28 protein-coding genes are annotated in these 26,365 nt (G+C 70.6%); 14 read left to right on the forward strand and 14 right to left on the reverse strand.

Annotated elements, in window-relative coordinates; all coding sequences use genetic code 11:
- The first annotated feature begins 57 nt into the window (after positions 1-57).
- Both Scani_RS12070 and Scani_RS12075 read left to right on the forward strand, forming a co-directional pair.
- On the forward strand, positions 58-1,059 hold the full coding sequence (locus tag Scani_RS12070; RefSeq protein WP_159473612.1) for a phage baseplate protein: 1,002 nt from the start codon (positions 58-60) through the stop codon (positions 1,057-1,059).
- A gap of 154 nt (positions 1,060-1,213) precedes the next feature.
- On the forward strand, positions 1,214-2,092 hold the full coding sequence (locus Scani_RS12075; RefSeq protein WP_159473615.1) for a helix-turn-helix domain-containing protein: 879 nt from the start codon (positions 1,214-1,216) through the stop codon (positions 2,090-2,092).
- Between the two features lie 72 nt (positions 2,093-2,164).
- Here Scani_RS12075 and Scani_RS12080 read toward each other — a convergent pair whose 3' ends face one another.
- Positions 2,165-2,611 (reverse strand): MarR family winged helix-turn-helix transcriptional regulator, encoded by a 447-nt coding sequence (locus Scani_RS12080; protein ID WP_159473619.1) that lies wholly within the window; start codon positions 2,609-2,611, stop codon positions 2,165-2,167.
- 97 nt (positions 2,612-2,708) lie between these two features.
- Between Scani_RS12080 and Scani_RS12085 the strand changes: the two genes are divergently transcribed.
- On the forward strand, positions 2,709-3,101 hold the full coding sequence (locus Scani_RS12085; RefSeq protein WP_159473622.1) for a nuclear transport factor 2 family protein: 393 nt from the start codon (positions 2,709-2,711) through the stop codon (positions 3,099-3,101).
- A gap of 184 nt (positions 3,102-3,285) precedes the next feature.
- On the opposite strand, the gene Scani_RS12090 is transcribed toward Scani_RS12085, so the two are convergent.
- Positions 3,286-3,657, reverse strand: a complete 372-nt coding sequence (locus Scani_RS12090) for a winged helix-turn-helix transcriptional regulator (RefSeq protein WP_159473625.1) — start codon at positions 3,655-3,657, stop codon at positions 3,286-3,288.
- A gap of 90 nt (positions 3,658-3,747) precedes the next feature.
- Here Scani_RS12090 and Scani_RS12095 point away from each other — a divergent pair, with 90 nt between their 5' ends.
- Entirely contained in the window at positions 3,748-4,587 is an 840-nt protein-coding gene (locus Scani_RS12095) for an SDR family oxidoreductase (protein ID WP_159473628.1), read from the forward strand.
- A gap of 493 nt (positions 4,588-5,080) precedes the next feature.
- On the opposite strand, the gene Scani_RS12100 is transcribed toward Scani_RS12095, so the two are convergent.
- Complete coding sequence (locus Scani_RS12100; protein WP_159473631.1) at positions 5,081-6,214, reverse strand: PP2C family protein-serine/threonine phosphatase; 1,134 nt, start codon at positions 6,212-6,214, stop codon at positions 5,081-5,083.
- A 646-nt stretch (positions 6,215-6,860) separates the two neighbouring features.
- On the opposite strand from Scani_RS12100, the gene sigJ reads away from it, so the two are divergent.
- The 4 genes from sigJ (at position 6,861) to Scani_RS12120 (ending at position 10,124) form a co-directional block, all read left to right on the forward strand.
- Positions 6,861-7,700 carry an RNA polymerase sigma factor SigJ gene (gene sigJ, locus Scani_RS12105; protein WP_246295868.1) on the forward strand — a complete coding sequence of 280 codons (840 nt, stop codon included), beginning with the start codon at positions 6,861-6,863 and terminating at the stop codon, positions 7,698-7,700.
- Positions 7,688-8,224, forward strand: coding sequence for an SRPBCC family protein (locus tag Scani_RS12110; RefSeq protein WP_159473637.1), 537 nt, complete (start codon positions 7,688-7,690; stop codon positions 8,222-8,224). Before sigJ ends, Scani_RS12110 begins: the two co-directional genes overlap by 13 nt.
- 269 nt (positions 8,225-8,493) lie before the next feature.
- The gene (locus tag Scani_RS12115) at positions 8,494-8,901 is read left to right on the forward strand and encodes a YciI family protein (RefSeq protein ID WP_159473641.1); all 408 of its coding nucleotides are present in this window, start codon (positions 8,494-8,496) and stop codon (positions 8,899-8,901) included.
- Positions 8,902-8,909: 8 nt separating this feature from the next.
- Complete coding sequence (locus Scani_RS12120) at positions 8,910-10,124, forward strand: RNA polymerase sigma factor (protein ID WP_159475817.1); 1,215 nt, start codon at positions 8,910-8,912, stop codon at positions 10,122-10,124.
- Between the two features lie 94 nt (positions 10,125-10,218).
- Here the strand turns inward: Scani_RS12120 and Scani_RS12125 are convergent, their stop codons facing one another.
- Together Scani_RS12125 and Scani_RS12130 are read right to left on the reverse strand one after the other, a co-directional pair.
- Entirely contained in the window at positions 10,219-11,091 is an 873-nt protein-coding gene (locus Scani_RS12125) for a DUF2127 domain-containing protein (RefSeq protein WP_159473644.1), read from the reverse strand.
- Positions 11,092-11,439: 348 nt separating this feature from the next.
- Positions 11,440-12,726 carry an ATP-binding protein gene (locus tag Scani_RS12130; RefSeq protein ID WP_371872339.1) on the reverse strand — a complete coding sequence of 429 codons (1,287 nt, stop codon included), beginning with the start codon at positions 12,724-12,726 and terminating at the stop codon, positions 11,440-11,442.
- Positions 12,727-12,969: 243 nt separating this feature from the next.
- On the opposite strand from Scani_RS12130, the gene Scani_RS12135 reads away from it, so the two are divergent.
- Both Scani_RS12135 and Scani_RS12140 read left to right on the forward strand, forming a co-directional pair.
- Positions 12,970-13,533 (forward strand): P-loop NTPase family protein, encoded by a 564-nt coding sequence (locus tag Scani_RS12135; RefSeq protein WP_246295870.1) that lies wholly within the window; start codon positions 12,970-12,972, stop codon positions 13,531-13,533.
- 261 nt (positions 13,534-13,794) lie between these two features.
- Positions 13,795-14,508: a DUF2470 domain-containing protein gene (locus Scani_RS12140; protein ID WP_159473650.1), complete on the forward strand. Its 714-nt coding sequence runs from the start codon at positions 13,795-13,797 to the stop codon at positions 14,506-14,508.
- Between the two features lie 249 nt (positions 14,509-14,757).
- On the opposite strand, the gene Scani_RS12145 is transcribed toward Scani_RS12140, so the two are convergent.
- Positions 14,758-15,498, reverse strand: a complete 741-nt coding sequence (locus Scani_RS12145) for a class I SAM-dependent methyltransferase (protein WP_159473653.1) — start codon at positions 15,496-15,498, stop codon at positions 14,758-14,760.
- Between the two features lie 530 nt (positions 15,499-16,028).
- On the opposite strand from Scani_RS12145, the gene Scani_RS12150 reads away from it, so the two are divergent.
- Complete coding sequence (locus tag Scani_RS12150) at positions 16,029-16,781, forward strand: hypothetical protein (RefSeq protein ID WP_159473656.1); 753 nt, start codon at positions 16,029-16,031, stop codon at positions 16,779-16,781.
- Between the two features lie 154 nt (positions 16,782-16,935).
- Here the strand turns inward: Scani_RS12150 and Scani_RS12155 are convergent, their stop codons facing one another.
- Entirely contained in the window at positions 16,936-18,162 is a 1,227-nt protein-coding gene (locus Scani_RS12155) for an HTTM domain-containing protein (protein WP_159473659.1), read from the reverse strand.
- On the reverse strand, positions 18,159-18,740 hold the full coding sequence (locus tag Scani_RS12160) for a DUF5819 family protein (RefSeq protein ID WP_246295719.1): 582 nt from the start codon (positions 18,738-18,740) through the stop codon (positions 18,159-18,161). The genes Scani_RS12155 and Scani_RS12160 overlap by 4 nt, the downstream gene beginning before the upstream one ends.
- Between Scani_RS12160 and Scani_RS40820 the strand changes: the two genes are divergently transcribed.
- On the forward strand, positions 18,739-19,014 hold the full coding sequence (locus Scani_RS40820; protein WP_167538061.1) for a hypothetical protein: 276 nt from the start codon (positions 18,739-18,741) through the stop codon (positions 19,012-19,014). The two genes, Scani_RS12160 and Scani_RS40820, sit on opposite strands and share 2 nt — an antisense overlap.
- Before the next feature lie 715 nt (positions 19,015-19,729).
- Here Scani_RS40820 and Scani_RS12165 read toward each other — a convergent pair.
- From Scani_RS12165 to Scani_RS12175, 4 genes are all read right to left on the reverse strand, one after another.
- Complete coding sequence (locus Scani_RS12165) at positions 19,730-20,446, reverse strand: AfsR/SARP family transcriptional regulator (RefSeq protein ID WP_246295721.1); 717 nt, start codon at positions 20,444-20,446, stop codon at positions 19,730-19,732.
- A gap of 844 nt (positions 20,447-21,290) precedes the next feature.
- A complete protein-coding gene (locus Scani_RS12170; RefSeq protein WP_308686564.1) occupies positions 21,291-21,815 on the reverse strand; it encodes an IPT/TIG domain-containing protein in 525 nt (174 codons plus the stop codon).
- A 103-nt stretch (positions 21,816-21,918) separates the two neighbouring features.
- On the reverse strand, positions 21,919-22,023 hold the full coding sequence (locus tag Scani_RS41950) for an IPT/TIG domain-containing protein (RefSeq protein ID WP_308686565.1): 105 nt from the start codon (positions 22,021-22,023) through the stop codon (positions 21,919-21,921).
- A gap of 453 nt (positions 22,024-22,476) precedes the next feature.
- Entirely contained in the window at positions 22,477-23,586 is a 1,110-nt protein-coding gene (locus Scani_RS12175; RefSeq protein WP_159473665.1) for an IPT/TIG domain-containing protein, read from the reverse strand.
- Positions 23,587-23,772: 186 nt separating this feature from the next.
- Here Scani_RS12175 and Scani_RS41715 point away from each other — a divergent pair, with 186 nt between their 5' ends.
- Positions 23,773-23,901, forward strand: coding sequence for a hypothetical protein (locus Scani_RS41715; RefSeq protein ID WP_281391909.1), 129 nt, complete (start codon positions 23,773-23,775; stop codon positions 23,899-23,901).
- 82 nt (positions 23,902-23,983) lie between these two features.
- Here the strand turns inward: Scani_RS41715 and Scani_RS12180 are convergent, their stop codons facing one another.
- On the reverse strand, positions 23,984-24,466 hold the full coding sequence (locus Scani_RS12180; RefSeq protein WP_159473668.1) for a hypothetical protein: 483 nt from the start codon (positions 24,464-24,466) through the stop codon (positions 23,984-23,986).
- A 446-nt stretch (positions 24,467-24,912) separates the two neighbouring features.
- Positions 24,913-25,500: a hypothetical protein gene (locus Scani_RS12185; RefSeq protein ID WP_159473671.1), complete on the reverse strand. Its 588-nt coding sequence runs from the start codon at positions 25,498-25,500 to the stop codon at positions 24,913-24,915.
- Between the two features lie 340 nt (positions 25,501-25,840).
- On the opposite strand from Scani_RS12185, the gene Scani_RS12190 reads away from it, so the two are divergent.
- On the forward strand, positions 25,841-26,335 hold the full coding sequence (locus Scani_RS12190; protein WP_159473674.1) for a peptidylprolyl isomerase: 495 nt from the start codon (positions 25,841-25,843) through the stop codon (positions 26,333-26,335).
- Positions 26,336-26,365: the final 30 nt, after the last annotated feature.

Raw genomic sequence — 26,365 nt, forward strand, 5'->3', positions numbered from 1 at the left:
TCGAGGGGGCGGGCGGGCAGCCGGTCCGAGTTCTTGGAGCGTTTGATGGTCACAGACATGCAGGGACCGAGACCGGGACGCAGGGCCGTGTGCGGCCTCGGGCTGATGGCGGCGGCCGCTGCCGTGGTGCCGGCGCGGTGGGCGCGGGCGGCTCCGGCTCCGAGCCGGAAGCTGCCCGCCCTGTCCGCGGCGGGCCGGCAGTTCCTCGCCGGGCGGCTACGGCACACCACGGTGCTGCAGTCGTTCGCCGTCGACGAGCAGCACCGTCATGTCTACGCCCTGCAGGTGGTGGCGGGCGGGGTCCGGCTGACGGGCGAGAAGACGGCTCCTCCCCACGTGGACCGCGCCGGGAACGGTGATCTGTGCCTGAACCGGCTCACCCTCGACGGCTCCGCGGCCGGGCACATGTACCTGAAGGGCTTCGGCCACGGCGGCTCGCTCGGGCTGGAGGAATCCGCGAACGGGGTCACGCTGTGGACGGAGTGGGATGCCAACCCGGCGTCCGGCTACGGGCGTGGGGTGTGCCGCTTCCGTTTCACGGACGGCCGGGTTCTGGAACGCGACAGCGGCGAACTCCGCACGTACCACCCCGTCATCGGCTCCACCAGCAACTTCCCCGCCCTCGACATGACGCATCGACAACTGCTGCTGCGGTACAAGCGGGACGGCATACCGAGGTTCGCCCTGTACGACCTGGACCGGTTCCGGGCCGGCCTGTTCCTCCCCCTGACCGACTTCGCCCAGCCGGGCGCCGACCTCGAACTGCCCTTCCAGGGCATGGCCGTCTACGGCCGCTACGCCTACCAGCTCCTGGGCACCGCGTACGGAACGGGGAATCCGGCGTCCTCCGGCGGCAACACCCGGCTCTACCGCATCGATCTACGGACCGGAGGTGTGGTGTGGCAGCAGTTGGAGCGGACGGCCCCGGAGCTGTCGCCCCGCGAGCCGGAGGGCCTGGCCGTGCTGCGGAGCGGTGGCACGCCGCGGCTGTGCCTGGGCTTCGTCGAAGGCCCGGCGGGCGGGCGCACTTTCCGTCTGTATGACAAAGCGCTGAGCTGACATGTTCCGTTCGGTGCGTACGGGGTGTCATCGGCCGCCGCGCGTGGGTACACATTCCGCCATCCGGGAGGAAACAGACCTCCGGACCGCCGACCGGGGCCGCTGAAGGCGACCGCTCCCGGGGCGGAGGCAGGTGGTGAGGGAGGCGCACACGGTGTCCCACTGGCGGCCGCTGCCCGACACACTCGATACGGACGCGCAACACCTGGCGGAGGAGTTGCGCGTCCTCAAGGAACGGACCGGGCTGAGCCTCGACGGGCTGGCCAGGAAGACCCCGTACAGCAAATCCGCGTGGCACCGCTATCTCAACGGCGAGAAGCTGCCGCCGCGAAGCGCGGTCGAGGCACTCGGCCAGGTGGCGGGCGCGGACCAGGAACGGCTGCTCGCGGTGTACGACGCCGCGTACCGGGCCCGGACCGCGCCCGTGCCCGACCCGGCCGAGGCGCCCACGGTTCCCGTCGCGGCGGAACGGACCGGGCGCGCCCGGGCGATGCTGCGCAGCGCCGGGGTGCTGCGGACCGCCGGAGCGCTGGTGGCGCTGACGGCGCTGGTGGCGACCATGGGAGCGGCGGCCTCGATCGTGCAGATTCCCGCACGTGCCGCCCGTACGGACGGGGACGCCTCCCCCGCGTGCCACGGCCACAGATGCCAGGGGCGGTACCCGTGGAGGTTCGGCTGCAATCGCGACGCGCGCGCGGAGAGCACCCACGTGGACACCACCTACACCGTGCGGCTCCGGTTCAGCCCGTCGTGCGGCACCGTCTGGTCGGAGGTGCAGCCGCACTCCGGCGGCGCCCAGAAGGTCTCGATCTGGGTCGGCCGGGACGCCCGGCTCACCTCCCATCCCCGTGGCCGTGAGGGACTTGCTGTCAGCCCCATGCTGGCCACGTCGGATCTGCGGCAGGCGGTGGCCTGCGCAAAGGTGACGGACCGGGTGGCATGCACGGGCGCCGTCGAACTGACCAGCCCGGCCCGCCCCAAGGACGGGGACGACTTCCCCGGCACCAAGTTCCTCGAGCGGGTGACGCGTTGAGGTGACCGGCCGGTGGCGTTCGCGCCTGTGGGCGCCGACCGCGCGCGGGTGGTCCACACGGCAGGCCGCCCCCTAGACGACGAACGGGCCGTCGGCCGTGAACCGGCGCAGTTGGCGGGCGAAGGTCTCGGCCTCGCCCGCCGGCCATGAGGACAGGCTCGCCATGATGTGGGCGGCCAGACGTGCCCGCAGGTCGGCGACGGCCTGTTGGCCCTGGTCGGTGAGTACGAGCAGGTGCGCGCGCCGGTCGGCGGGGTCCGCCTCGCGGCGGATGAGGCCGGCGGCCTCCAGTCGTGAGGCGCGCCGGGTGACACCGGAGCGGTCGACTCCTGCGTCGGGAGCCAGGTCGGCCGCGCTGCGGGGCCCGGTCCGGGCCAGCGCGCTGAGCACCGGGTACGTCAGCTCGTCCACCGCCTCCCCCATGCCCTCGGTGAGCTGCTTGTGCAGCTGGGTGCGAGTGGTGCGCCTGAGCAGGATGCCCAGCGCGTCTGCGATCTCGTGTCCTGCTTCGTTTTCCACACCTCAAGAATAGCGTGCGTCGCGCACGCTTTCAGTGCTACAGTCCAGGAGATGCGTGCGCAGCGCACGCACTACTCTTCTTCGAGAAGGAACTCCCATGTCTCGCACCGGCATCGAGCCCGCCCTGAACGACCTGCTGTTCAACCGCGACCTCACCCTGGAGGAGGCCGCCGACCGCCACTTCGCCCCGGAGTACCGCCAGCGCACGGACGGGAAGTGGGATGACCGCGCGGCGTTCCTCGAGCACATGACCCACCTGCGCGGCATCGTCGCCGGCGGCCATGTCCAGGTGCACGAAGAGCTCTTCGACGGCAGCAGGTACGCCGACCGGCACACCGCCCACATCACGAAGACGGACGGCTCGACCGTCAGCATGGAGGTCTACGTGTTCGCCGACCTCGCACCCGACGGCCGCTTCAGCCGCATCGAGGAGACCACCCTGATGCTCCAGGGCGCCGACACCGACCGCAACATCGGCAGCGCCCGCTAGGGCGTGCCCGAGGGGTCAACCGCCTTGGGCAGCTGCTGATCCGGGACGCCGTGAGGCGTCATCAGCGTGATCTACCAGGTGGATGGGGACGAGACCGGCTCCCCCCGCTCGGGGGAGCGGCTCGGCACCTCACCCACTTCCACCGCAGGGGCGACGGGTGCACCGAAGGCAGGCCGCTGCCACGCTATGCCGCGTTGTACGGCGGCAGCTGCCGGGTGATGCGGTCGAACAGCTCCGTCAGCGGTTCGCCGATGTCCCGGCCGAACCCGGTCAGCCCGTAGGTGACCTGGGGCGGCGTCGTCTGCTCGACCTCCCGCCAGACCAAGCCGTCCTGGACCAGCGCGCGCAGGGTCTGGGAGAGCATCTTCTCGCTGATGCCGTGGATGCTCTCGCGCAGCTCGTAGAACCGCAGGTCATTGCTCCGCAAGGAGATCAGCACCCAGATGCCCCACCTGCTGGTCACATGGTCGACCACGTTTCGCGCGGGGCAGTCGGTGTGAAACACGTCATACCGCTTCCCCGCCTCGGCCTGTCTGTACTGCGCGCCTTCCGTCACGTCATGAGCTTACTTCAAGGTACGTCCTTACGAAAAGTTAGCCAGCTCCCTAAGTTGCAGGCAACAGAGGACATCTGACGAGGAGCTGACATGATCGTGGTGACCGGGGCTACCGGGAATATCGGCCGGCCGTTGACGCAGGCACTGGCCGCGGCGGGCGAGCAGGTGACGGCCGTGTCACGGCACACGGCGGCGGTGCCGAACGGCGTCCGGCACGTGGCGGCCGACCTGGCCGAGCCGGCCGGCCTCAAGCCCGCGCTGGCCGGAGCGAAGGCGTTGTTCCTGCTGCTGTCCGGCGACCTGCACGCCGCCGGGGCCCGCCCGGCGGACATCATCGGCCAAGCCGCGGCCAGCGGGGTCCGCCGAGTCGTCCTGCTCTCCACGCTGGGCGTGGTGACCAGACCCTTCGGCTCCACGCGGATCGCGATGCGCGCGCTGGAGGACATGCTGCGGGAGTCCGGCCTGGAGTGGGCCATCCTGCGGCCGGGTGGCTTCGCCTCCAACGCCCTGTGGTGGGCCGAGTCCGTCCGCACGCAACAGGTCGTCGCCGCCCCCTTCGGCGACGTCGGGGTGCCGGTCATCGACCCGGCGGACATCGCCGAGGTCGCGGCGGCCTGCCTGCTGGAGGACCGGCACGCCGGCGGCGAGTACGAGCTGACCGGCCCTGAGGTGATCACGCCGCGCCAGCAGGCGGAGGCCCTCGCCGGCGCGCTGGGCTCGCCGGTGAGATTTCACGAGCTCACCCGTGACGAGGCCAGGACCGCCATGTCCCAGAGCATGCCGGCGGAACTCGCCGACGACACTCTGGACATCCTCGGTTCCCCGAGCCCGGCCGAGCTGCGCGTCAGCCCGGACGTCCAACAGGTCCTCGGCCGCGCCCCGCGCCCCTTCGCCGACTGGGCCGCCCGCAATGTCGCCGCGTTCCGCTGAGACTGCTCAGCGGAACGCGGGAACTGCTCCTCGTGCTCCGCGAGCCAGTGCTGATGATCGAGGAGCCTGGCCCCGGAGTCGAGGCTGACCTGCCGCCGGTCGCCCCGGGTATGTGCTCAGCGCTACTCGCCACCTGGCCGTAGCCGTACGAGAACAGGGGCGGGCCCGGCCGTCGCGCTCATCCCACCGCCGATCGCCCGAGGCCTCCGCTCCCACGGTCACCGGCTTGGCCGCGATTCTGCGCCACTCCCCCGCCGGCACAGGCCGCGACGTCGACTCGCCGTGGTGCTGGATCCGCCACTGCGCCGGTTGGGTGGCCGCAGCGGCCACCCTGGCGACGCCACCACAAAGGCTGCCCCGGACCTGACGATCAGGTTCCGGGCGGCCTGGCGTACCGGATGGCGTCCAGGCCGGGCATACGCGGTGGCGTGGGCCTGGCTCGGGCGAAGCGGACGGCGGCCGGTAGCCGGTAGCCGGTAGCCGGTAGCCACGGTCATAGAGGCCGGGCCAGGAGGTCCTGCGCCCGCAGGGGCCGGTGCAGGGCGAGGAGGGCCTGATCGTCCTGGGGGGCGCCGCCGCTGTGCCGGCTGACGTCGTGGGCCAGGAGGTCGAGGACCGTCGAGGGCTCCGGGAAATGGCCGGTCTGGCGCAGATAGGACTGCATCATGTGAGGGACGCGGTCGGCAGGGTCGTAGAAGACGCCGGCAGGGTCACGGGCCTCGGTGACGCCATCGGTGTAGCACAACAGCATCGACCCGGGCGGGAAAGAGTGTGTCGCGACCGGGGAGGTCCAGGCCCCCAGAGTGGCGATGCCCAGGGGCGGTGCTTCCTCCGGCGGATCCAGTACGGACGCTCGGCCGTCCGCGTAGAGCAGCAGAGGGGCGGGATGGCCGCGGTTGACGATGCGGACCTCGCTCAGGTCGTCGGCGAACTCGGCGATCAGGGCGGTGGTGAACCCCTCGGTCGCGTCCAGGCCCTCCCGGCGCTGGCTTTCGCGCAACAGGGCCTCCTCCATGCACTCCACAAGGGCGGGCAGGTCAGGTTCGTGGTCGGCCGCGTAGCGGAAGACCCCGATGTCGACGCTGACCGCCGTGACGGCGGACAGGCCCTTCCCCCGCACGTCGCCGACCATGGCACGCACCCCGAACGGGGTCTCCTGCATCACGTAGAGGTCGCCGCCGATCAGCGCCATGTCTTCGGCCGGCACATAACGGGCAGCGATCCGCAGGTCTCCCAGCCGGCTCGGGGGTCTGGGCAGCACGGCGCGCTGGGCCACCTCCGCGGCGTAGCGTGCCCGGTTCGCGCTCACGTGCTGCGTGCGCAGGGACCGGTTCAGGCCGACCGCCAGAACGGTGACGGCCGCCAGGGTGAGCTGGACGGCCGCGTCGCCCTGCCAGCCGTAGGTTCCGTCGACGAATGCCAGACCCGTCTGCACCACCATCGCTGTCAGACCGATCCCGACGATGCCCACCGGGCTGAGCAGCGAAACTGCCGTCACCGGAGCCACAGCCAGCAGGGGAGCGGACGACACCGAGCGCGGCGTCAGCACGTCCACCAGCGCCGCGAGAAAAATCACCGCAGCGGGAACCCAGCGGCGCACCCGTGACCACACCGGCAACACCCTCATCAGGCCATTCTGCCCTCCCGGCAGGCCCGCGACAGCTGAGCCGACCGCTGCGGCAATCCAACGGGGCCAAACGACCGCCCTCGCCAGGCGGGCAGCGGGCTTCCGGACCGGCCCGTCCCGCCCCGCATCACCCTCATCGCCCGAGCCTTGGGCCACTGCCCCAGCGCCCGCTGTGCCTGCTTCTGCACCACCTGAATGCCCCCGTCGCCGAAAGCTGCCGTCTGCGCGGCGTCCTGCCCGCTCCTGGTGCCGTACGGATCGCCCTCCACGCCGGCGACCACATGACCATCCTCTACGAGCTCCCCCACGACCGCCTGGCACCGGCCCAGGTCCCCGGCATCCTGCGCACCGTCCAACGGCGTGAACCGCACCTCGTGAAGCGTTTCACAACGACGGCCTGTCACGGTTCGTCGAGGCGAGGTGTCTCGATGTGCAGCCTTGTGCAACCGAAGAGGGGAGCTACGTGTGATGTCCGATGCCCGGGTACCGGCGCAGGCCTGTGGTGGGGTGAGCCATGGCTGAGGAAGCCTTCACCGAGGCCCGCGCCGCCGAGCACAGTTCTGCTGAGCGCCGTCCTGCTGAGCGCCGTCCTGCCGAAGCGTGCTTCACCGAGCACCGTCCGCTGCTGTTCACCATCGCCTACGAGATGCTGGGCAGCGCCGCCGACGCCGAGGACGTCCTGCAGGAGAGCTACCTGCGGTGGAGCGCGGTCGATCCGGCCACGGTCGAGCATCCGCGCGCCTACCTGGTCCGCGTGGTGACCCGGCAGGCCCTCAACCACCTGCGCGCGGTGAAGGCGCGGCGCGAGGAGTACATCGGGACGTGGCTCCCCGAGCCGATCCGCACCGCGCCCGAAGTGAGCGAGGACGCGATCCTGGCCGAGTCGGTGTCGATGGCCATGATGCTCGTCCTGGAAACGCTGAACCCGACCGAACGCGCGGTCTTCGTGCTGCACGACGTCTTCGGCTACACCCATGGCGAGATCGCCGCCTCGGTCGGGAAGACCGAGGTCACCGTCCGGCAGATCGCCCACCGCGCCCGCCGGCACGTCCAGGCGCGTCGTCGCCGCTTCGAGCCCGACTCCGGCGCCACCCGGGAGGTCGTCCAGCGGTTCCTGCACGCGGCGGCGAGCGGCGAGGTCCAGACGTTGATGGATGTGCTGGCGCCCGATGTCGTGCAGATCTCCGACGGCGGCGGGAAAGTCGTCGCCGCCCGCCGCCCCGTCACCGGCCGAGCCCACGTCGCCCGGTTCGTCCTCGGCGTGCTCCGCACCACCACCGCGGCGACGCGCATCGAGTACGCCACCTACAACGGCATGCCCGCGGCACGCTTCGTCACCGATGGCGAACTCGACTGGCTGGTCGCCTTCGAGATCCACGACGGACGGATCACCGGCCTCTACGGCGTGCGCAACCCGGACAAGCTGCACCACGCCGAGAAGGTGTTCCCACTCGACAGAGGAGGTCACGAGCCGTGGAAACCATGACCGTCGAACGTGTCATCGACGCCCCGGTCGAGGAGGTGTTCGCCTGGCTCACCACGACCACCAACTACACGCACTCGCCCCTGATCCTGCGCTGCCGCCTGACCCGGCACGGCGCGTCCGCGCCCTACGGAGTCGGCGCGGTGCGCCACCACCTCTGGCTGATCGGCTGGTTCCGGGAGCGCATCACCCACTACGACCCGCCGTACGCCACGGAGTACGTCGTCGAGCGCAGTCTGCCGCCGTCCCGGCACGCCCTCGGCCGCATGACGTTCACCGAGGTCGACGGCGGCACCGAGGTGCGCTGGACCACCCGCGCCGAGATCCCCCTGCCGTTGCTCGGTGCCTTCCTCACCCGGCGCCTCGCGAGGCCGGTCATCACCCGCACGTTCCGCAACATCCTGGACGTGGCGAACGCCGTGCTGACCCAGCGCCCGCCACTGCAACCGCAACCGCTACCGCAACCGGGCACGAGGACCACGCACGCCCCGACGCACGCCCCGACGGACGGCATCGAGCCCCGGTGACCGCCTCGGGCGGCGAAACCGGCCGGGACGCGGCGGCCTTGCCCACGTGGCGCTCGAGCTGGTGCGAGCTGGTCGCCCCGGACGCCGCGAGACGGCCCCTCACGGGACGGCTCACCCGCGCTCTGCTCCCCCCCCAGACGCGGCTACGAGGTGCTGGGCGCGAGATGCCAGAAAAAATTTCCGACGGCGATGTCGAGAACCCGTGACCGGCTCCGTCCCCGGGGTGCATGCGGCCACAATGGGTCGCACCAGGACCGAGGAGAACCACGATGGCCAAGTACTTGCTGCTCAAGCACTACCGCGGCGCTCCGGCTGCGGTCAACGACGTGCCGATGGCCCAGTGGGCGCCGGAGGAGATCTCGGCGCACGTGCAGTACATGCAGGACTTCGCGGCCCGGCTCGAGAAGACCGGCGAGTTCGTCGACGGTCAGGCGCTCGCCCCCGAGGGGACGTGGGTCCGGTACGACGGTGAGGGGCGCCCGCCGGTCACCGACGGCCCGTTCGCCGAGACCAAGGACCTCATCGCCGGCTGGATGGTCATCGACGTCGACAGCTACGAGCGCGCCGTCGAGCTGGCCGGCGAGCTGTCGGCCGCCCCCGGGGCGGGCGGGAAGCCGATCCACGAGTGGCTCGAGGTGCGCCCGTTCCTGACCGCTCCGCCCACCATCACGGAGTGACCTCCCCGATGAACGAGGCCCTGCTCCGGAGCCTCACGCCGAGCGTGCTCGGAATCCTCGTCCGCCGCGGAGCCGACTTCGCGGCGGCCGAGGACGCCGTGCAGGACGCGCTGGTCGAGGCGCTCCGCGTCTGGCCCGCCGACCCCCCGCGGGACCCGAAGGGCTGGCTGGTCACCGTGGCCTGGCGCCGGTTCCTCGACCAGGCCCGGTCGGACACCGCACGCCGACGGCGCGAGGAGCTCGTCGACGAGGAACCGGCGCCCGGGCCCACGCCCGCCGTGGACGACACGCTCCAGCTCTACTTCCTGTGCGCCCACCCGTCGCTGACGCCCTCGTCCGCGGTCGCGCTCACGCTGCGCGCCGTCGGCGGGCTGACCACCCGCCAGATCGCCCAGGCCTACCTGGTGCCCGAGGCGACCATGGCCCAGCGCATCAGCCGCGCCAAGCGCACCGTCTCCGGCGTGGGGGTGTCCCCTGCTCGGGCGACGTCGAGAGCCGGGGCACGGTTCGACCAGCCCGGCGACGTCGCCACCGTGCTGCGCGTCCTCTACCTGGTCTTCAACGAGGGCTACTCCGGCGACGTCGACCTCGCCACCGAGGCCATCCGGCTCACCCGTCAGCTCGCGGCCGTGATCGACCACCCCGAAGTGGCGGGACTGCTCGCCCTCATGCTGCTCCACCACGCCCGGCGCGCCACCCGGACCGCCCCCGACGGCAGCCTGGTGCCGCTCGCCGAGCAGGACCGCGGCCGGTGGGACACCGAGTCGATCGCCGAGGGCGTCGAGATCCTGCAGGCGGCCCTCGCCCGCGACCGGCTGGGCGAGTTCCAGGCCCAGGCCGCCATCGCGGCGCTCCACGCGGATGCGCCCACCGCCGAGGAGACCGACTGGGTGCAGATCGTCGAGTGGTACGACGAGCTCGCGCGCCTGACCGACAGCCCGGTCGTCCGGCTCAACCGCGCGGTGGCCGTCGGCGAGGCCGACGGACCGCGCGCCGGGCTGGCGGCGCTCGCGGCACTGGACGGCTCTTCCCCGAGCCCTTCGCGCAAGGGATCCGCCGTTCCCCGTCACGCCGCGGTGGCGGCGTACCTCCACGAGCGCGACGGCGACCTCACGACGGCGGCACGGCTCTACGCCGAGGCCGCCCAACAGGCACCCAACCTCGCCGAACGCGACTACTTGACGCGCCAGGCCGCCCGGCTCAACACCGACCGGAGCCGCTGACGGATCGCACCCGTACTTCGCCGCCCCGCATCGCTCGGCGCGGCCCGGTGCATCCGGGAGGGCGACGCACGCGGCCCGCCGGTGACCGGGACGGTCAGGGAGGCCCGTGGGCGGTTCCCGCGGCGGCCGGTCCGGGCAGTACGCGTTCCAGGGCCTCCCAGCCGGCGTCCCGGGCACGTTCGGCGGCTTCGGCGCGGCCGCCGCCGCGCAGGCCGAACAGCCGCTTGGCGACGAGGAGATAGACCACGACCACGATATTGATCAACAAGGTGACGATCTTGAGGGGCGTGACGCGTCCCGTCAGCTCGTACAGCTCGGGAACGAGCAGCAGCGTGGTGGCGATGAAGGTGAGGTACTCCGCCCAGCGCTTCGTGAACCAGAGTCCGACCGCTTCCACGCCTTCGAGCAGGGCGTAGCCGGCCAGGATCAGGCCGAGCCGCCAGAGCGTGGCGGACTGCACGGCGAAGGCCCTGCTCAGCTCCCCCAGCAGGCCGTGCCCGGCGGATCCGCCGGGACCGCCGATGCCGGTCTGCAGATCGTCCATGCCCCGGTAGAACGGCGCCCTCAGCCTGGCGCGTTCGTCGGCGAAGACGAGTACCCCGACGGCGAGCACGCCCAGCACCAGGAAGTGCAGCAGCCGGTCCAGTGCGATCAGCCGCAGCACGTACCGGTCCCGCAGGGGCTTGCCGCGCGGCGGAAGGGCGATCTCGCCGCGGCTCGGCGGGAATTCCCGGCCGGGGTGCCGCGGCGGCCTCAGCGGCAGCCAGGCGTCACAGCGTAAACAGCGGTGCCAGCGCAGTCCGTCCGCCGGCTCGCGTACGAGCAGGGCGTCATCGGCACGCACCCGGGCGGCGTCCGTGCCGACCAACTGGTGCCCGTGCAGACCGCAGCCGATGAGCTCGTACCGCAGACGGCGCCGCGGCCCGCCCGCACCGGGAGGGGGCAGCAGGTCCCGTTCCTCGGCCATGACCTGCCTTTCTGGCGTTGCTGCCTTGCCGTCGTTCCGGCCCTCGTCGCCTTCTCGGCTCCGGCTGCGCCTGCCCTTCCGGCTGCCTGCCCCTGCTGCCTCCTGGCCGTACTGCCTTCCCTGACGTTCCACCCGGCGGGTCCGGCCCGACATCCGTCCCTCGGCGCGGTGGCTTTCAGTGTGTTCGATCAGCCTCACCGGACCGCACATCGCCCGCCGTCGCCGCGCGTCGGTGCCGGCTCCTCCGGCCAGGGCCGCCCGACACCCGCGAGCACCAGGAGCACGAGGTATCGGCGACGGACGCGGCCGTACGCCCGTAACCCGCGGACGTCGTTCGCCTCGACCACCTCACCTGCGCGCGTGGCGCTCGATGTCCTCCCTGAAGGCGGTGAGCGCCTCGTCGGTGAGGGCGGGGCGGGTGTCGGCGACGGCGGCCAGGAAGTCCTCGGTGTCGGCGGGCCGGCCGTGACGGTCGGCGACCTCACGTTCGAATGCCGCGTGGGCGCCCTTGCGTGCGGCGAACTCGATGTCGGCAGGGGTGAACATCTCGCTGGCCGCCACCAGCCGGTGCAACTCGACGCTGTCGGCTACGGGGCCGAGGTAGCGCTGCCAGATCGCCGCCCGTGCGGCCTGATCGGGCGGGCCGACCGGGAGGACGTAGTCGAACCGGCCGGGACGCAGGAATGCCGGGTCGAGGGAGCGCACGGAGTTGGTGGCGCAGATCAGCAGGCGGTCGTCGTGGTCGCGGAAGCCGGGTATCAGCTTGAGCAGTTCATTGGTGACTCCGTGGCCGGGGTCGACGGCCTGACCGGACCGGATGCCGGCGATCTCCTCGACCTCGTCGATGAACAGCAGGACGCTGTCCAGCTCGGCCAGATCTGCGAAGGTGTCCCGCAGCGAGGCGGCCAGTCCCCCGTCACCGGTCGCCGCGAGCCGGGAGGGGAAGAGCTCGACGAACGGCCACTCCAGACGGGAGGCGACGGCTTTGGCGAAGCTCGTCTTGCCGGTACCCGGCGGGCCGAAGAGGATGACGGCCTTGGGCGGCGTGACCCCGTGTTTCTCGGCCAGCACGGGTTCGGCCAGCGGCAGTACGATCCGCCGCTCGATGGCCTCCTTCTCGCGCTCCATGCCCGACAGGGCACCCCACAGCCCTTGGGGCAGTACCCGCCCGCCGAGTTCCGCGAGCAGCCCCGCATCACCGGCGCCGAGGTGGTCGACCTTCTCGTAGAAGCAGAGGCCGTCCTGTGCCCGGTAGCCGGAGTTCTCCAGGGCGGTGGTTCCCGTGGCCCCGGGGGCGAGCAGGGCACCGATCCGGGTGACGCCCCGCACCCGCAGACGCCGCTCCAGCTCGGCGATCAGCGCGCTGCCGATCCCACGATTTCGCCAGGTCCCGGCCAGTGCCACCAACGTGATCCAGGCCCGCTCCCCCTGGACCTGGGCCACCGCCATGCCCACGAGTTCCTTGCCCACCACGGCGACCACGGCAGGTCCGCCGGAACGGGCCACGGTCACGACCTCGGAGAGCGGGAAAACCGGAGGCGACTCGCCCTTCTGCCGGTCCTGATCCCAGATCTGGATCGCCCGGTCCAGATCATCGTCGTGGTAGTCCCGCAAGCGCCACGTAGCCACCGTCACCACCTTGCCGACGCGCCGCCTCCACGCCTCACCGGCGCTTGGCCGTGCTCCCGGAGGCCGCCTGCCCCTCATTGTCCGCGCCGGGAAGAGCCCCGTCGAGCCGATCTGTTGTGGGCAGCGGGCATCGGCAATCCGAAGCAATACCCTTCGGGCGCGGCCGGCGACGGCGGTTCCGCGGACCGGCCCGAGGGGTAGCGTGCATCGGTGACCCCGGTGACGACGTCTTCCCCGACACGGCTCGTGATGCTGCGCGGCAACAGCGCCTCCGGCAAGAGTTCCGTCGCCGCCGGAGTGCGCGAGCGCTACGGGCGGGGCCTCGCCGTGGTCGGGCAGGACAATCTCCGCCGCGTGGTGCTGCGTGAACACGACATCCCCGGCGGCGCGAACATCGGCCTGATCGAGCTGACCGTGCGCCATGCCCTGGAGCACGGCTTCCACGTCGTACTGGAAGGCATCCTGTCCGTCGCACATTACGGGGACATGCTCGCCGCGCTGCTCGCCGATCATCCGGGGCGTACCCACTGCTTCTATTTGGACGTCCCGTTCGAGGAGACTTTGACGCGACACGCCACCAAGCCGATCGCCGACAAGGTCGGTGAAACGCAGTTGCGCTCGTGGTACCGGCCGCTCGACCTGCTGCCCGGCGGCGCCGAGACGGTGATCCCGGCGGGCAGCTCTCTGGTGGAGACGATCGACCGGGTGATGAGCGAGTCCGGATTGGCCGGTCCGGCCGAGCGGGCCGAGACCGGCGGGCAGGACGAGCGTCCCGGGCTCGCCGAGCAGGGCGAGGCGCGGTTCAGCCGCTGACGCTCCCCACCGGGGCTCCCTGTCGAAGCTCCCCGGCCGTGGCGGCCTCGCCGTACCGTCCACTCGCCTGCCTCGGCGCACCGCGTCATCCGCACCCTCCCGTCCGCCGGTCCGGTCAACTCCGGACAGCTCCGGGCGCCGGTGCACGAGCCGGGGCCTGCGCACGCGGGTGCGGACTACCCGAATCCGAGACCAGTAAGTTAGGTTAGGCAAACCTAAGTAACTTGCTTGGTGTCTCCCTACCCGCGCCTGGAGAACCGGATGCGTCCTTTCCACACCCGCGCCGCCACCACGCCGACTGCCGCCGAACGCGTCCGGTCGATCCTCGCCGCCGCCCACTCGATGTCGGTGGTGAGCGACGGCCGGCACGCCGAAGTGCGCCGTCTCGACGGCGCGGGGGCGATGGGCCACTTCCATCTGCATGCGCCGTTCGAGGACGCCGGAGCCCAGACGGCGACGCGCGTCCCGGTCCGGCTGGAGCTCACCGATATCGCCCCCACGCCCGTACGCGACCGCTTGCGTGCCCGCGTCACCCTGACCGGGCTGCTGGCCGCCCCGTACGACACGGAGGCCACCGAGAGCACGTGCATGGAGTTCGGGCAGGCGGTCCTCGAAGACGACCAGGGACGCACCTACGTCACCCTCCATGCCCTGGAGGCCACCGAACTCGACCCGATCGCGACGAGTGAAGCGGGCATGCTGACCCACCTCGTCGACGAGCACAGCGAAATCGTCCCCCTGCTGCTGCGCCTCGTCCGCCCCCACCCGGACAGCGGCATGCGGCGCGCCCTTCCGGTGGCCATGGACCGCTACGGCCTGACGCTGCGGCTCGAATACCCCCGCAGCCACCACGACGTCCGGCTGCCGTTCAAGACGCCGGTGACCGACATCGACCAGGCCGGTCCCCAGATCCATGCCCTCCTGACCACGGCACGCCGCCTCTCCCACATCGGCACGGGCCAGCTGCTGACCTGATCCGCCGGGCGGCGGCACCAGGGCGCCCCGGGACAGGAAGCAAGCCGACCAGACCACCCGGAGGCCTACCGCCTCAACGGGCCGATGACATCGACACCTTGGGGCGGGCATTCGTCGCCCCCCGCCGACGCCCAACGGTGGGAGCCGGCCACGGTGGGAACTCCGCCGACGAGGCGATGGCTGTCGTCCGACTGCCTTGCCGCCCGCGATACCGCCATCGGTCCGTCGCCGGTCGGCACCCGCCCCGCCTCACACCGAACGGGCCTCCGGGCGCCGGGCGAGAAATACGAACTCCCGGCCCGGACGGTCAGGAGCGTCGCGCACGTCGTCGATCACATACCCCTGCGCGCTCAGGTCCGCCTCGACCTCTTCCCGCTCACGGAAGCGCAACGTCGAATCCGAGGTCAGCACCTGCCCGTCCGCAGCGAAGGTGTAGGTCCAGCGGAACGTCACCAGCGGCCCCCGCACGTCGGTCACCTCGACCCAGCTCTCGACCGCGCCGACGTCCGGGATCTCCGTCACCTGGTACGAGTCCCGGCGGTTCCATTCCTCCCAGGCCCGTCCGGCCGGATCGCGGGTCTCGAACACCAGCCGCCCGCCCGGCCGCAAGGCTTCGTATGCCCTGCGCAGCGTCTCCCGCCAGCTCTTCGGACCGACGATGGCCTGGGCCACGTTCGCCGTCATGGTCGCCAGGTCGACCTGCAGCGGCGGGAGCGCGGTCGCGTCACCGCAGATCCAACGCACCCGTTCAGCGCCCGGCTTGCCCTGGGCCACGCCGAGGGACGCCTCGTCGGGGTCGACCCCGACCACCTCGACCCCTCGATCGGCCAGGAGCAGGGCGAGGACTCCCGTCCCGCAGCCGATGTCCAGCACCCGCCGTGCGGCGAACTCCTCCGCCATGCGGACGTACACGTCGAGATCGCTGCGGTCAGGGTCGAGCGGGTCATAGATCGCGGCGAGCCGTGGTTGCCCGAAGCACTCATCAGCCATGCGGTCGACGGTAGGCGGCGCCTGCTCCGCGGCTCCACTCAGTTTTGCGGCGGTCCCGGTGCTGTGTGCCGTACCCGGGGCCGTGCGCGGCACGCCTCACCGCACCGCCGACGCCAAGCCGCTGATGGCGCCCCGACTCGCGATCATGCGCCCCGTCCCCTCCGCCGACATCCGCTCCTGACCAGCAGGTCTCGGACTCGGCCACGCATCGCACTCCGTCACGAAACCGGCTCCGGTGACGGATCGGAGCGAAGAACCGCGCCCGAGTGACGACGGTGACGCGGCTCCTTGGCCCGCCTGTTCCGGCCGCGGGCCCCGGGTCTGTACCCGCTGCCACCGGCCGACCGCCGAACCCGCACGTCAGGCCACGCGAGCGGTGGTTCCGCCGGCACCCCGTTGCGGCACACGACAGGCGGGCCGCCCGGGCCTGGTACTCACCGGCGTCACGCGGGGGTCACGCCGGATCCACGCCTCGGTCATGGCAGGGACTCCACGCTGGGGTGCACCCACGCCCCTGAGGAGGAGGCATCATGCAGAACATCCGGAAGCGCATACCCCACGTGATCGGCGCGTCTGTCCTGGCCGTGACGCTCACCGGAACGCTCGGTGCGATCAGCGCAGCCGGCGCTGATGCATCGCCTGCCAAGGCGACGGCGCAGTCGGCACAGTCGTCGAAGCAGGCACCCTCGGTGCGCTGTCTGTCGGTCCGCTTCAACAGGAGGACCGGAAAGCTCATCAAGTTCCCGCCGAACTGCACGGTGGGCAGGTTCGTCGGAGGACGCACCGGAGGCACCACAACCGGAGCCACAACAACAGGCGCGACCACCACCACAACAGGCACCACGAGCACGACCGGTGCGACCACGACCGGCGCGACCACCACCACAACGGGCGCCACCAGCACGACCGGTGCCACCACGACCGGCGCCACGACGGGCGGAGCCGGCGGCACGACCGGTGCCACCACCACCGGCGCCACGACCGGCGGAGCCGGCGGAACGACCGGCGCCACCACGACCGGCGCCACCATTGGCGGAGGCGGCGGCACTACGGGCGCCACCACGACCGGTGCCACGATCGGTGGCCGGGTCGGCGGCACGACCGGTGCGACCACGACCGGCGCCACGACCGGCGGAGCCGGCGGAACGACCGGCGCCACCACGACCGGCGCGACCACCGGCGGAGCCGGCGGGACCACCGGTGCCACCACCACCGGCGCCACGATCGGCGGGCTCCTCGGCGGCACCACCGCTGCCACCACGACCGGTGCCACCACCGGCTGAAACCATCCCGCACTGATCTGAACCCGCATGGTCCCTCCGGCGGTTCGTGCCCGCCATGAGCCGAGCCGATACCGCCGGAGGGACCGTTCACCATTGCCTGCGGGGATGACGGCGAGCGGGCGGGGCCGCGACACGGCCCGCGTCGGTCAGGTGGTCACACCCGGGCCCGCACGTCAGGCCGCGGTGGGGCTTTGTTGCGACGGCGTCGCCCGGTGATGCGGTCCCGCGCGGCGGCAGCCTTGCCACCGACCCACCGCAGGGCGTTGGTCGGCATGAAGACCATGTCCGCGAAGACCATCGCCATCGAGAAGAACGGCAAGCCGCAGATCACTGCGATCGTCGCGTGTTCGGTGATCAAGATCGCGAGCAGTACGTTCTTCACCCGGCGGTTGAGGAGGGCGAACGGGAACGCGACTTGGGCGAACACCGTGCCGTAGGTGATCAGCGTGACGATCATGGAGCGGCTGTCGAGCGCCGAGGACAGCGGGACCCACGGGCTGAAGTAGTTCAGATGGAGCGGGTAGTGCAGCGCGGTTCCGTCCTGCCAGCGCGGGCCCTGGATCTTGTACCAGCCGGCCGTGGCGTAGAGCAGGCAGACCTGGGCCGCGATCACCAGCATCGCCGAGTTGTGGACGAGGTTGGCGACGACGTCGAACACCGCCCGCACCTCGGAGAAACGACTGCGAACCGACCAGAACCACAGGGCCTGGACCACCCACAGTCCCCAGAGGATCAGGACCCAGCTCAACGGGATGTCGGCGAAGCCCGTCACTTCTGCGAGCGCGAGGCCCAAGCCGCAGACCACCCACAGGGTCACACTCACCGCATTGCTGCCGTCCCCGCCCAACGTCGCGGCGCGCGACCGCCGTCGTGCGTCCAACGACCAGACCTGCCCGCACCGCGTGAGCACCAAGTAGCTCGCCATCAGGTGGATGAGGGTGTCACCGCCGTCGCCCAGGAGGACGTTGCGGTTCAGGAGCGACAACACCCCGACCATGAACAGCAATGACATGGTGCGGGTGTGCCACCCCACGAGCAGCAGCAGGCACGCGACGATCGTCCCGTGGTAGACCAGCTCGAACCACAGCCTGTCGTTCGACCACAACAGCACGGTGAACGCCTTGTTCGACGCGACGAGGCGGTGGGCCAGGTCGAATCCCCACGGGCTGGTGGTGCCGTACAGCTCCAGCCGGTGCGGCCACTCGCGGAGGAGATAGAGCCCGAAGGTCAGCGCGAAGCCGATCCGGACGATCGCGGCCTGGTAGGGCGCGAGTGCCGCACCCGTGACCTTGTTCAGTCCCCTGGCGATCGCCGTATCGAGCTTGGTGCCCATGCCCTTGAAGGGGGAATGCGCCCGGGCCATGTCCTTCTCGACGCTCACTGGAACTCCTTTTTGGAGACCGGCCACCACGGAAGCACCTGGTAGGTCGTCCTGGTGTCGACCTGCTCAGTACTCCACTTCGGCGGAACGATCGGGGTGTTCGACGCGTAGATCTGCACCTTGACCACCTGGCCGCCGTCGACCCGCGGCCCGATCCGGTGTGCCGCGATCCGGCGCACATAGGCCTCGGAGAGCTCGCCCCGCAGACCGAGCGGTTTTCCCTTTTCGTCGTGCGACCTGTTGTAGAAGTCCCAGGCCTGGCGAAGCATGTTCTGGTGCGCGTGGCTGGGCGCGGGGTTGTCCCGGATCTTTTCGATGTCCTGGGCGGTCATGGCCACCCAGTTCGTCAAGCGTTTGGACCCGTCGCCGAATTTGACCTCGGCGCGCGCGTACACAGCGATGTTCTGCTGGAGCGGGTTCGGGGCGAAGAGCTGCCAGTTCTGGTCGAACTCCGGGTAGACATAGCCGTTGACCAGCCCGCCGTACTCCCTGCTGATGGCGTTCGACGGGGCGACGAACAGGAAGACCAGGGTCAGGTGGAGCAGCACACCGATCGCCGCCACCACGATGGTCACCATGATCACGATCCGGGACGGCAGCGACCAGGATCCGTTCGGCGCGGGCGGCAGCCCACGGATGGCGGGGGACTCTCCAGGTGCCTGGCTTTCGCCGCTGCTTTCCGAGCCGGTCTCGACCGAGGCTGCCTCGCGTGGCTCCACAATGCTCCCCCGATCACGGGTCCGGGCTTTCAGCGAATTGCTGCGGATTACTGCGGATCACCTGGCTATTGATCAGATCACCGCATCTGAAATGAGAGTAAGTGCGCCGATTGCCGCACAAACACTCTATTGAGCCGAATGGTTGATGAGGCGTTCCCTGGCCGGGCATCTGCGCAGGTCAAGAGCGCGGGAGGCGCCGGTACGCCCGGCCAGGGGGCGGCCGACCAGGGGGCGGCCCCGTTCTGCATCACGGAAGCGGGCGGGCGCTGCCCGCGCGGCGCTGCCCGGTCGACCGCGGGGCCACGTCGGAGAAGGCCGCGCAGTCCATAGCGGTCGCCAGGATCAGCGACCGGCCCCTCCTCGCTGCCCTCCTCGCCCCGCCGGAGGCCGGACCGCACGCCCTCCTGGCCGGCCGCAGCACCCTTCATCAGGCACCCGACGCCCCCCGAGGACTCCGCGATCACCCGGATGGGCTGACGAAACGGCGCACTTTCCGCGCCGCTACGCAACAGTGGAACGACAGCGGCAGTGGAACGACAGGCAGACGCGACAGAGGACACCAACCGGCCTCTCCGCCTCCGGCCCGGCAGCAGCGGTCGCAACCGTGGCGCACCGCTCGACGCCGAAGGAACAACCGGGGACCCGGACGCAGAAGCGGCACCGAAGCGTCGGAGGAGCGGCAGTGCCACATGACTCAGTGGCCGGGGCTCGCACGGGATGCGTCGAGCCTCGACCACTTCGCCAGGCACTTCACGGACCGCTTCGCCGACCCGCTTCGTACCGGATGCGCACGGCACCCCTCGGCGGCCCCGGCAGGAATCCGTCCCTGCCGGGGCCGCCACGGAGAGTCACCAGAGGGAGCCCGGCCGCTGCAGCCCGTCCACCAGGTGGCAGAGCCGTGGTGTGGGGCGGAGTCCGAGTTCGTCGCGGAGACGATGTGTGTAGCGTTCGAACTCGTCCAGCGCCTCGGACGGGTTGCCTTCCGCCAGGTGGGCGCGGATCAGCGAAGCCTGGCTGCTCTCGCGCAACGGATTCGCTTGGACCGCCGCGTGGGCGGCCGCCACCGCCCCGGCGAATTGCTTCGTGTCGATGAAGGCGCCCGCCAGTGCCTCCAGGGCATGGAGTCGAAGCTGCTGCCATTGCTCCGCCTCGCGCAGGGCCCACTCGTCGTACCAGCCGGGCAGTAGGTCGTCGGAGAGTTGGTCGACGGTCGCCGCATTGATATCGAGGTCCTCGACCGGGACACCAGGGTCGAGTATGCGCTGGGCCAACGACCGGGCGTGGTACAGGTCGACGGTGACCTTGCGCGCCAGCCGTACCTCGGTAGGGCAGACGTCCAGGGCTTTTCTGCCGATGCCGCGCAGGCGAGAGAGCGCCGACCGCAGATTCGCGTACGCACTCTGCTCGCATGCCTCGGGCCACAGGGTCCCGGCGACCAGCGAGCGGGGTACAGCGGCACGGCCGTTGAGCGCGATGAACGCGAGGAGCCGTTTCGAGCCGACTGGAACCGTTACCGGGACGTCGCCCACCACAAGGTCGAAACCGCCGAGAAGAGCGATGTGCACGGACGGCCTGCTGCTCGCAGGTGGCCAGGAGAAAATCAGGTCATCTGAGCTCATGGCTGTCGATCGCGGAGGGGGCCGGCCTGTACGGCGCACGCCGCCCTGCCGCGCTCCCGATGTTCGAGGTTCGCAATCATCTGTGCACCTCCCACAAACACATGTTGCGCTGCCCATGGAGGGTTGTCGAATTGTTCCAATTCGGCCGAGACATTCCGCGTGCGGCAACTGGGCGCGCCCGCCCTGCGATGGCACATGGGCCCGCATGTGGGAACCAGCTCTTCGGCACCCGCGAGGCCGGCCCTGCGTGGCGCGCGTGAAAGGCCGGCCGACCCCATGCACAGAACCTGGCGGTCAGCCACTCGGCGACGCAACCGGGCCGCTTCCAGCAGTCACAAAGAGGCGCATGACCTGGGCCGACACCGGGTTGGACGATTTTCGCCCCGCCGCACGGGCGTTGGGTCCGGGCGCCGCACACCGACCCCACGATGCGCACATGACCGATGACGGGAGGCAACGGCGGGTCGATCGGCTTTACGGAGGCTTTGCATACCGTGACGCGCCCATCGAAGGGGGCATCGGATCGACACGACGGACGCCGGGTCACTGGGGCGACACCGCGGACACCTCTCGCCGCTCCCCCGCCCCGCCCCGCGCCGCATGGAACCACCTTCGGCCTCACCATCGACGGGATGAACTCACGCCAGACCGAGAATTATTGACGAGTGGTCACCATTACGTCGTCACCACTACCAGGACGCTCAAGGGCCCGCGACAGCAGGGCATCACTCCCCATGTCCAGGCGGCGGAACGCCACGCCCCTGCTCCTCGGCGTGGGGTGCCCGTCCCCTCACCCGAGCAGATGGAGGAACACCCCGGGTGCGGTGGCGCTGCCGCCTGTGGTGGTGACCGTGATGCTGACCGCGCCCAAGGAGTGGGCGGGGGCGATGGCTGCGACTTGGGTGGCGGACAGGACGGCGAACGTGGCGGGAACGCCGCCGAAGGTCACACCGGTGGTCGTCGACAGGTCGGTGCCCGTGATGCCGACGAGTGTGCCGCCCGCGGGAAGGCCCGTCAGCGGACTGAAGCCGGTGGCGGTCGGCGGGCCCACGAAGCGGAAGGGGTCGGAGGTGGTGTCGGTGCCGCCCTGGGCGGTGACGGCCAACGACACGACTCCGGCCGCATGAGCGGGGCTCACGACGGTGAGTTCGCTGTCGGACACGACCGTCGGTGTCACATTCGTCGCGCCGAATGCCACGGACGTGGCGGTGTCGAGGCCGCGTCCGGTCAGGGTGACCGTCGCGCCGCCCGCCACGGGCCCGGACGACGGTGAGACGGCGAGGACTACGGGTGGGGGGAGGTAGTAGAAGGGCACCGGGTTGCTTGCCCCCTGGTGTGCGCACCGTGGCGTCGACCACACCGGCCCCCGAGGGGAGGACCACCGATACGGAAGTGGGCGTATTGGCCGTGATGGCGGCCTACTTGGTCCCGAAGAACACAGCGGTGGCGTCTGTCAGGCCGGTGCCGGTGAAGGTCACCGCGGACCCACCGCCGGTGGACCCCTGGTCCGGACTGATCGGCATGTCGCCACCCCGCCCTCTGCGTTGGTGAAACCCTTGAAAACGCCTGCCGTCTACCAGTTACGCAGGGAACGCGACCCGTGGCGAGAGAGCCCCTCCCTCTTCACCCGGATAGCGCAGCCGAGGCCGGGTGACGTCACACGGCCGGCAGCGTCGGCAGCACACGGTTGGTCCCAAGTCCGCTGTGTTGTAACGGAGTTGGACGTGACAGGACGGCGTGCACTTTGCGCTACGGCGCTGACAACTCCCGCCACAGCGCCGGCAGCTCCTGTCACAGCACTGACAGCCCCCGTCGCAGCACTGACGGTGCCCTGCCGCCGACTCCTTACGAGCCGGCGACAGGGTGTGGATCGGACTGGCCGGGGGACGGCGCGTCATGGCACCGCTCGACGCGTCACGGCGGAAGCGGGCCGCGGGCCGTGACTGCTCCGGGCGGGCCGGCGGAAGGGGGGCCGCTTACACGTAGGTGTATCCGCCGGCAGCCAGCGCGCTGCCGCCCGGTGTGGTGACCACGACGGGGACGTTGCCGAGCGGTCCGGCCGGGGTGAAGCCGACCAGCGCCGTACCCGACGCATTGACCGAAACACCCGTCGCCGCAACCCCGTTGAACGTCACCACCGCCCCACCCAGATTGCTCCCCACGATCACAAACGCCGTACCACCCGCCGCGCTGCCCGACGACGGCGTCAGCGACATCACCACAGGCGGAGACGGTGCCGTGTAGGTGTATCCACCGGCGACCAGGGCGCTGCCCGCCGCCGTGGTGACGACGACGGGAACGTTCCCGAGCGGTCCCGCCGGGGTGAAGCCGACCAGCGCCGTACCCGACGCATTGACCGAAACACCCGTCGCCGCAACCCCGTTGAACGTCACCACCGCCCCACCCAGATTGCTCCCCACGATCACAAACGCCGTACCACCCGTCGTACTGCCCGACGACGGCGTCAGCGACGTCACCACGGGCGGCGGCGCCGTGTACGTGTACCCACCGGCGACGGTGGTGCTCCCGGCCGGTGTGGTGACGACGACCGGGACGTTGCCGACCGGCCCGGACGGCGTGACACCGGTGAGCACCGTGCCCATGGCGTTGATGGACACTCCGGTGGCCGGCACCCCGTTGAAGGTGACCGTCGCGCCGGTGAGGTTGGTGCCGATGATGGCGAACGCCGTGCCGCCGGCCGTGGGCCCGCTGTTGGGTACGAGAGTGGTGACCGTCGGGCCGCTGGGCGGGGTGACGGTGTAGGTGTAGCTCACCGAGTTGGTGTTGCCTCTCGGTGTGGTGGCGATGATCTGGACGGTGCCCGCTGTGTGCGGGGGCGCGATGACGGTGACCGAGCCGCCGGAAGGGTCCTGGGTGACGATGGTGGCGGGGATGCCGCCGAAGGTGACCTGGCTGGTGCCCTGCAGACCCGCTCCGGTGAGCAGGACCGTATTTCCTCCGGTGGTCGGCCCCGAGTTCGGAATGGCTTCGTAGAGCCGGGGGTATCTGGGCCAGTTACCCCCGTCCCCGCCGGGCCAGGAGCCCGAGGACTGCGGAGTTTCTTGCTGCGATATGGCTGCGGACATGGCTTCTCCCTGGGCAGCCGCCACTCCGTCTCCGTTCACGAGCCCATTCGTGTACGGGTCTTTTCGGAGCGGAAGATGCCGCCGTCATTTGTTGGATGCATGCGACGGTAGGGTTCCCGGCACTTCGGCAGAAGGCGCGCGGCCGATAGCAATGACGCGTTCGGCAATCAACATGACAATACGTAAATGAGCGTCACCCCCGCACTGCCGACCGGTGTGCGCCGGTGTTCCGCGGGCCCGTTCCGCGAGCCGCCCGGCGTGCGCGTCGTGCGGTCCTCCACCGCGTGGAGTTACGGACCGTCCTCCGCCGTGTGAAGGTGCGGCCCGGGGACGCGTACCACTCGTCCCCGGGCCCGGCCTTTCTGTTGGACGGCCCCTCGGCCGAGGGGCCGGTCGGTTACGGGTGGTAGATGGTCGCGGCCCAGTTGGCCTTCCAGTTTCCGTCGCCGAACTGGAGGTTGACGGAACAGCGGCCGGTGTCGCCGTCACAGGTCAGGGTGTTCGCCGGTACGGGGGCGGCAACCCGCGTGCTGGGAACGGACCGGAGTGCCTGGTGGTAGATGGTGGCGGGCCAGCTCGCCCGCCAGTTCCCGTCGCCGAACTGCAAGTTGGCGGTGCACTTTCCGGTGTCGCCGTCGCAGTTGAGGGCGGTCACCGGCACCGGGGCGCGGTAGGCGGAGCGGGGTGCCTGGTGGTAGATCGACACCCCCCAGCCGGCCTTCCAGTTGTTGTCACCGAAGCGGAGGTTGGCTGTGCACTTGTAGGTGTCGCCGTCGCAGCTGAGCGCGGTCACCGGTACCGGAGCGGCAACGGCCGGGCCCGCCAGCCCGATCCCCAGAGCCACAAGAGCAGCGCAGGTGCCGACGATGATGCGTCGCATAGCCGTCCTTCCCTCGTGGGCGCACGGCGCGCCCGATTCCAGAGAAGGATTTGCTGATTTCCTGCCGTACCAAGCCCTGAGGCAGCGACCTTCAACAGAAAGTGTGCATACCCGCACCAATGGTCGAAATCGGCGTCGGACGGTCCGTCGGCAATGGTGGTGAACGGCGCATGAGCGGCGGGTTCGGGGCGTGAAGAGGGCGCCCGCCCGGTAGGGCAGACTGCCGGTGGCCCATGCCACCGGCACAGTCCGGGCCGCGGGCGGCACCCACGCCGTATGTGCTTCCGTGCGTGCCTGCTGCGCGGATGAGGGTGCGGTCCGTGGGTAGCTTCTACGGTTCGCACGGTTCAGGTGAACGCAGCGCCGACGGCGGCCCGTTCCCTCGCGGATCGGACCTCGTGGCACCCTCGCCCCGTGTCGGGCGGTGGGACCGGGAAGCGCGCATCTCAGTGGGCCGGATGTCCGGCACCTTGGACAGGTTCGACCGCCGACTCGTCGTCGAGAACCCGGCGGGCGGCCTCCGCGAAGTCTCTTACCTCGGCGGTGAACGCCAGGCCGGCTTCCGCTACGGATTCGGCGGCGTCCGCGCACTCGCGCGACCCGGCGTCGAACTGCTCGCGCGCTCCGATGGAATTCCGCAAGGGTCTGATGCAGCGGTGCGCGCTTCTGATGAGCTCCTGGGACGGGGCGGCCACGGGCGGCGGCCCCTCCAGGAGTACTTGCACTCCGAGATGGTCGAGCTTGTCGATTTCCCGGTGGAAGGCGTCCATGTCCGTCGTATGTGACTCGCGGTACCTTCCGAGCGCCCTCTCGACGGCTCGTGCCTGCCTGAGGAAATCCGCGTACACCGTTCGGCGCGGCTCACGGCGCTCCCGCACGTGCTCGACACGTAGTTGGCGCCTCAGCTGCGCCTCCTGCGCCGCGAGTTGGTCCCGGGCGGCCCGGGCTCCCCATAGCCCCGTGAGGGCTGCGGCACCTCCCGTACCCAGTGCGCCGACGGTAGCTCCCACAATCGCTGCTATGCCCGAATCCACCTCGGCAGTCTTGCGCATAGCGCCGTACGACGTGGAAGAGCGGCAATCAACGTGCCGGAACAGTGCACTTTCGGTCATGTGCCGGTCCAAGCCTCGCCTTCCCGGTCCGGAGTGCGCTTGCCCAGGTCGGTTCACGGCCCGGCATCCGGGCAGGAGCCCGATGCCCGGCGACGACAGCGGAGTGCGCCGGACGAGACCAGAGGCCGGGCGGACGAGCCGTGCGGTCACCGGCGTGGTGCCGGATCTCCCGGAGCGAGCGGTGCCCCCTACACGGGCGCCGTCGTGACGGGCGCCGGGGGCCGCACCTCGCCCCGGTAGTGGCGGATGTAAGGATGCCGTCATGAATAACAACGTATTTTTCGACATCACCATCGACGGCGACGCGGCCGGCCGGATCGTCTTCGCCCTGTTCGACGACGTGGTCCCCAAGACCGCGCAGAACTTCCGTGAGCTCGCCACCGGTCAGCACGGCTTCGGTTACGAGGGTTCCGGCTTCCACCGGGTCATCCCCGACTTCATGCTCCAGGGAGGCGACTTCACCGCCGGCAACGGGACCGGCGGCAAGAGCATCTACGGCGAGAAGTTCCCGGACGAGAACTTCCAGCTCAAGCACACCAAGCCCGGTCAGCTGTCGATGGCCAACGCCGGCCCGAACACCAACGGCTCGCAGTTCTTCATCACCACCATCGTGACGGACTGGCTCGACAACAAGCACGTCGTCTTCGGTGAGGTCGTCGAGGGCATGGACCTCGTCAGGAAGATCGAGTCCCTGGGCTCGCGCAGCGGCGCCACCCGCGCCGACATCGTCATCGCCAAGTCCGGCGTGGTCGCGTAGTCGCCGTAGCAACCACCGTGCATCCGGCGT

The organism is Streptomyces caniferus, assembly GCF_009811555.1.
GTDB classification, from domain to species: Bacteria; Actinomycetota; Actinomycetes; order Streptomycetales; family Streptomycetaceae; genus Streptomyces; species Streptomyces caniferus.

What these genes read in the sequence shown, in the direction of transcription:
- Scani_RS12175 (WP_159473665.1), bottom strand. Translation starts at nt 23,586, where the DNA reads ATGTCCGCAGCCATATCGCAGCAAGAAACTCCGCAGTCCTCGGGCTCC.
- Scani_RS41715 (WP_281391909.1), top strand. Translation starts at nt 23,773, where the DNA reads ATGAGCGTCACCCCCGCACTGCCGACCGGTGTGCGCCGGTGTTCCGCG.
- Scani_RS12115 (WP_159473641.1), top strand. Translation starts at nt 8,494, where the DNA reads ATGGCCAAGTACTTGCTGCTCAAGCACTACCGCGGCGCTCCGGCTGCG.
- Scani_RS12190 (WP_159473674.1), top strand. Translation starts at nt 25,841, where the DNA reads ATGAATAACAACGTATTTTTCGACATCACCATCGACGGCGACGCGGCC.
- Scani_RS12125 (WP_159473644.1), bottom strand. Translation starts at nt 11,091, where the DNA reads ATGGCCGAGGAACGGGACCTGCTGCCCCCTCCCGGTGCGGGCGGGCCG.
- Scani_RS12070 (WP_159473612.1), top strand. Translation starts at nt 58, where the DNA reads ATGCAGGGACCGAGACCGGGACGCAGGGCCGTGTGCGGCCTCGGGCTG.
- Scani_RS41950 (WP_308686565.1), bottom strand. Translation starts at nt 22,023, where the DNA reads ATGCCGATCAGTCCGGACCAGGGGTCCACCGGCGGTGGGTCCGCGGTG.
- Scani_RS12100 (WP_159473631.1), bottom strand. Translation starts at nt 6,214, where the DNA reads ATGAGGGTGTTGCCGGTGTGGTCACGGGTGCGCCGCTGGGTTCCCGCT.
- Scani_RS12180 (WP_159473668.1), bottom strand. Translation starts at nt 24,466, where the DNA reads ATGCGACGCATCATCGTCGGCACCTGCGCTGCTCTTGTGGCTCTGGGG.
- Scani_RS40820 (WP_167538061.1), top strand. Translation starts at nt 18,739, where the DNA reads ATGATCACGATCCGGGACGGCAGCGACCAGGATCCGTTCGGCGCGGGC.
- Scani_RS12085 (WP_159473622.1), top strand. Translation starts at nt 2,709, where the DNA reads ATGTCTCGCACCGGCATCGAGCCCGCCCTGAACGACCTGCTGTTCAAC.
- Scani_RS12095 (WP_159473628.1), top strand. Translation starts at nt 3,748, where the DNA reads ATGATCGTGGTGACCGGGGCTACCGGGAATATCGGCCGGCCGTTGACG.
- sigJ (WP_246295868.1), top strand. Translation starts at nt 6,861, where the DNA reads ATGCTGGGCAGCGCCGCCGACGCCGAGGACGTCCTGCAGGAGAGCTAC.
- Scani_RS12145 (WP_159473653.1), bottom strand. Translation starts at nt 15,498, where the DNA reads ATGGCTGATGAGTGCTTCGGGCAACCACGGCTCGCCGCGATCTATGAC.
- Scani_RS12120 (WP_159475817.1), top strand. Translation starts at nt 8,910, where the DNA reads ATGAACGAGGCCCTGCTCCGGAGCCTCACGCCGAGCGTGCTCGGAATC.
- Scani_RS12160 (WP_246295719.1), bottom strand. Translation starts at nt 18,740, where the DNA reads ATGGTGACCATCGTGGTGGCGGCGATCGGTGTGCTGCTCCACCTGACC.
- Scani_RS12135 (WP_246295870.1), top strand. Translation starts at nt 12,970, where the DNA reads ATGCTGCGCGGCAACAGCGCCTCCGGCAAGAGTTCCGTCGCCGCCGGA.
- Scani_RS12150 (WP_159473656.1), top strand. Translation starts at nt 16,029, where the DNA reads ATGCAGAACATCCGGAAGCGCATACCCCACGTGATCGGCGCGTCTGTC.
- Scani_RS12140 (WP_159473650.1), top strand. Translation starts at nt 13,795, where the DNA reads ATGCGTCCTTTCCACACCCGCGCCGCCACCACGCCGACTGCCGCCGAA.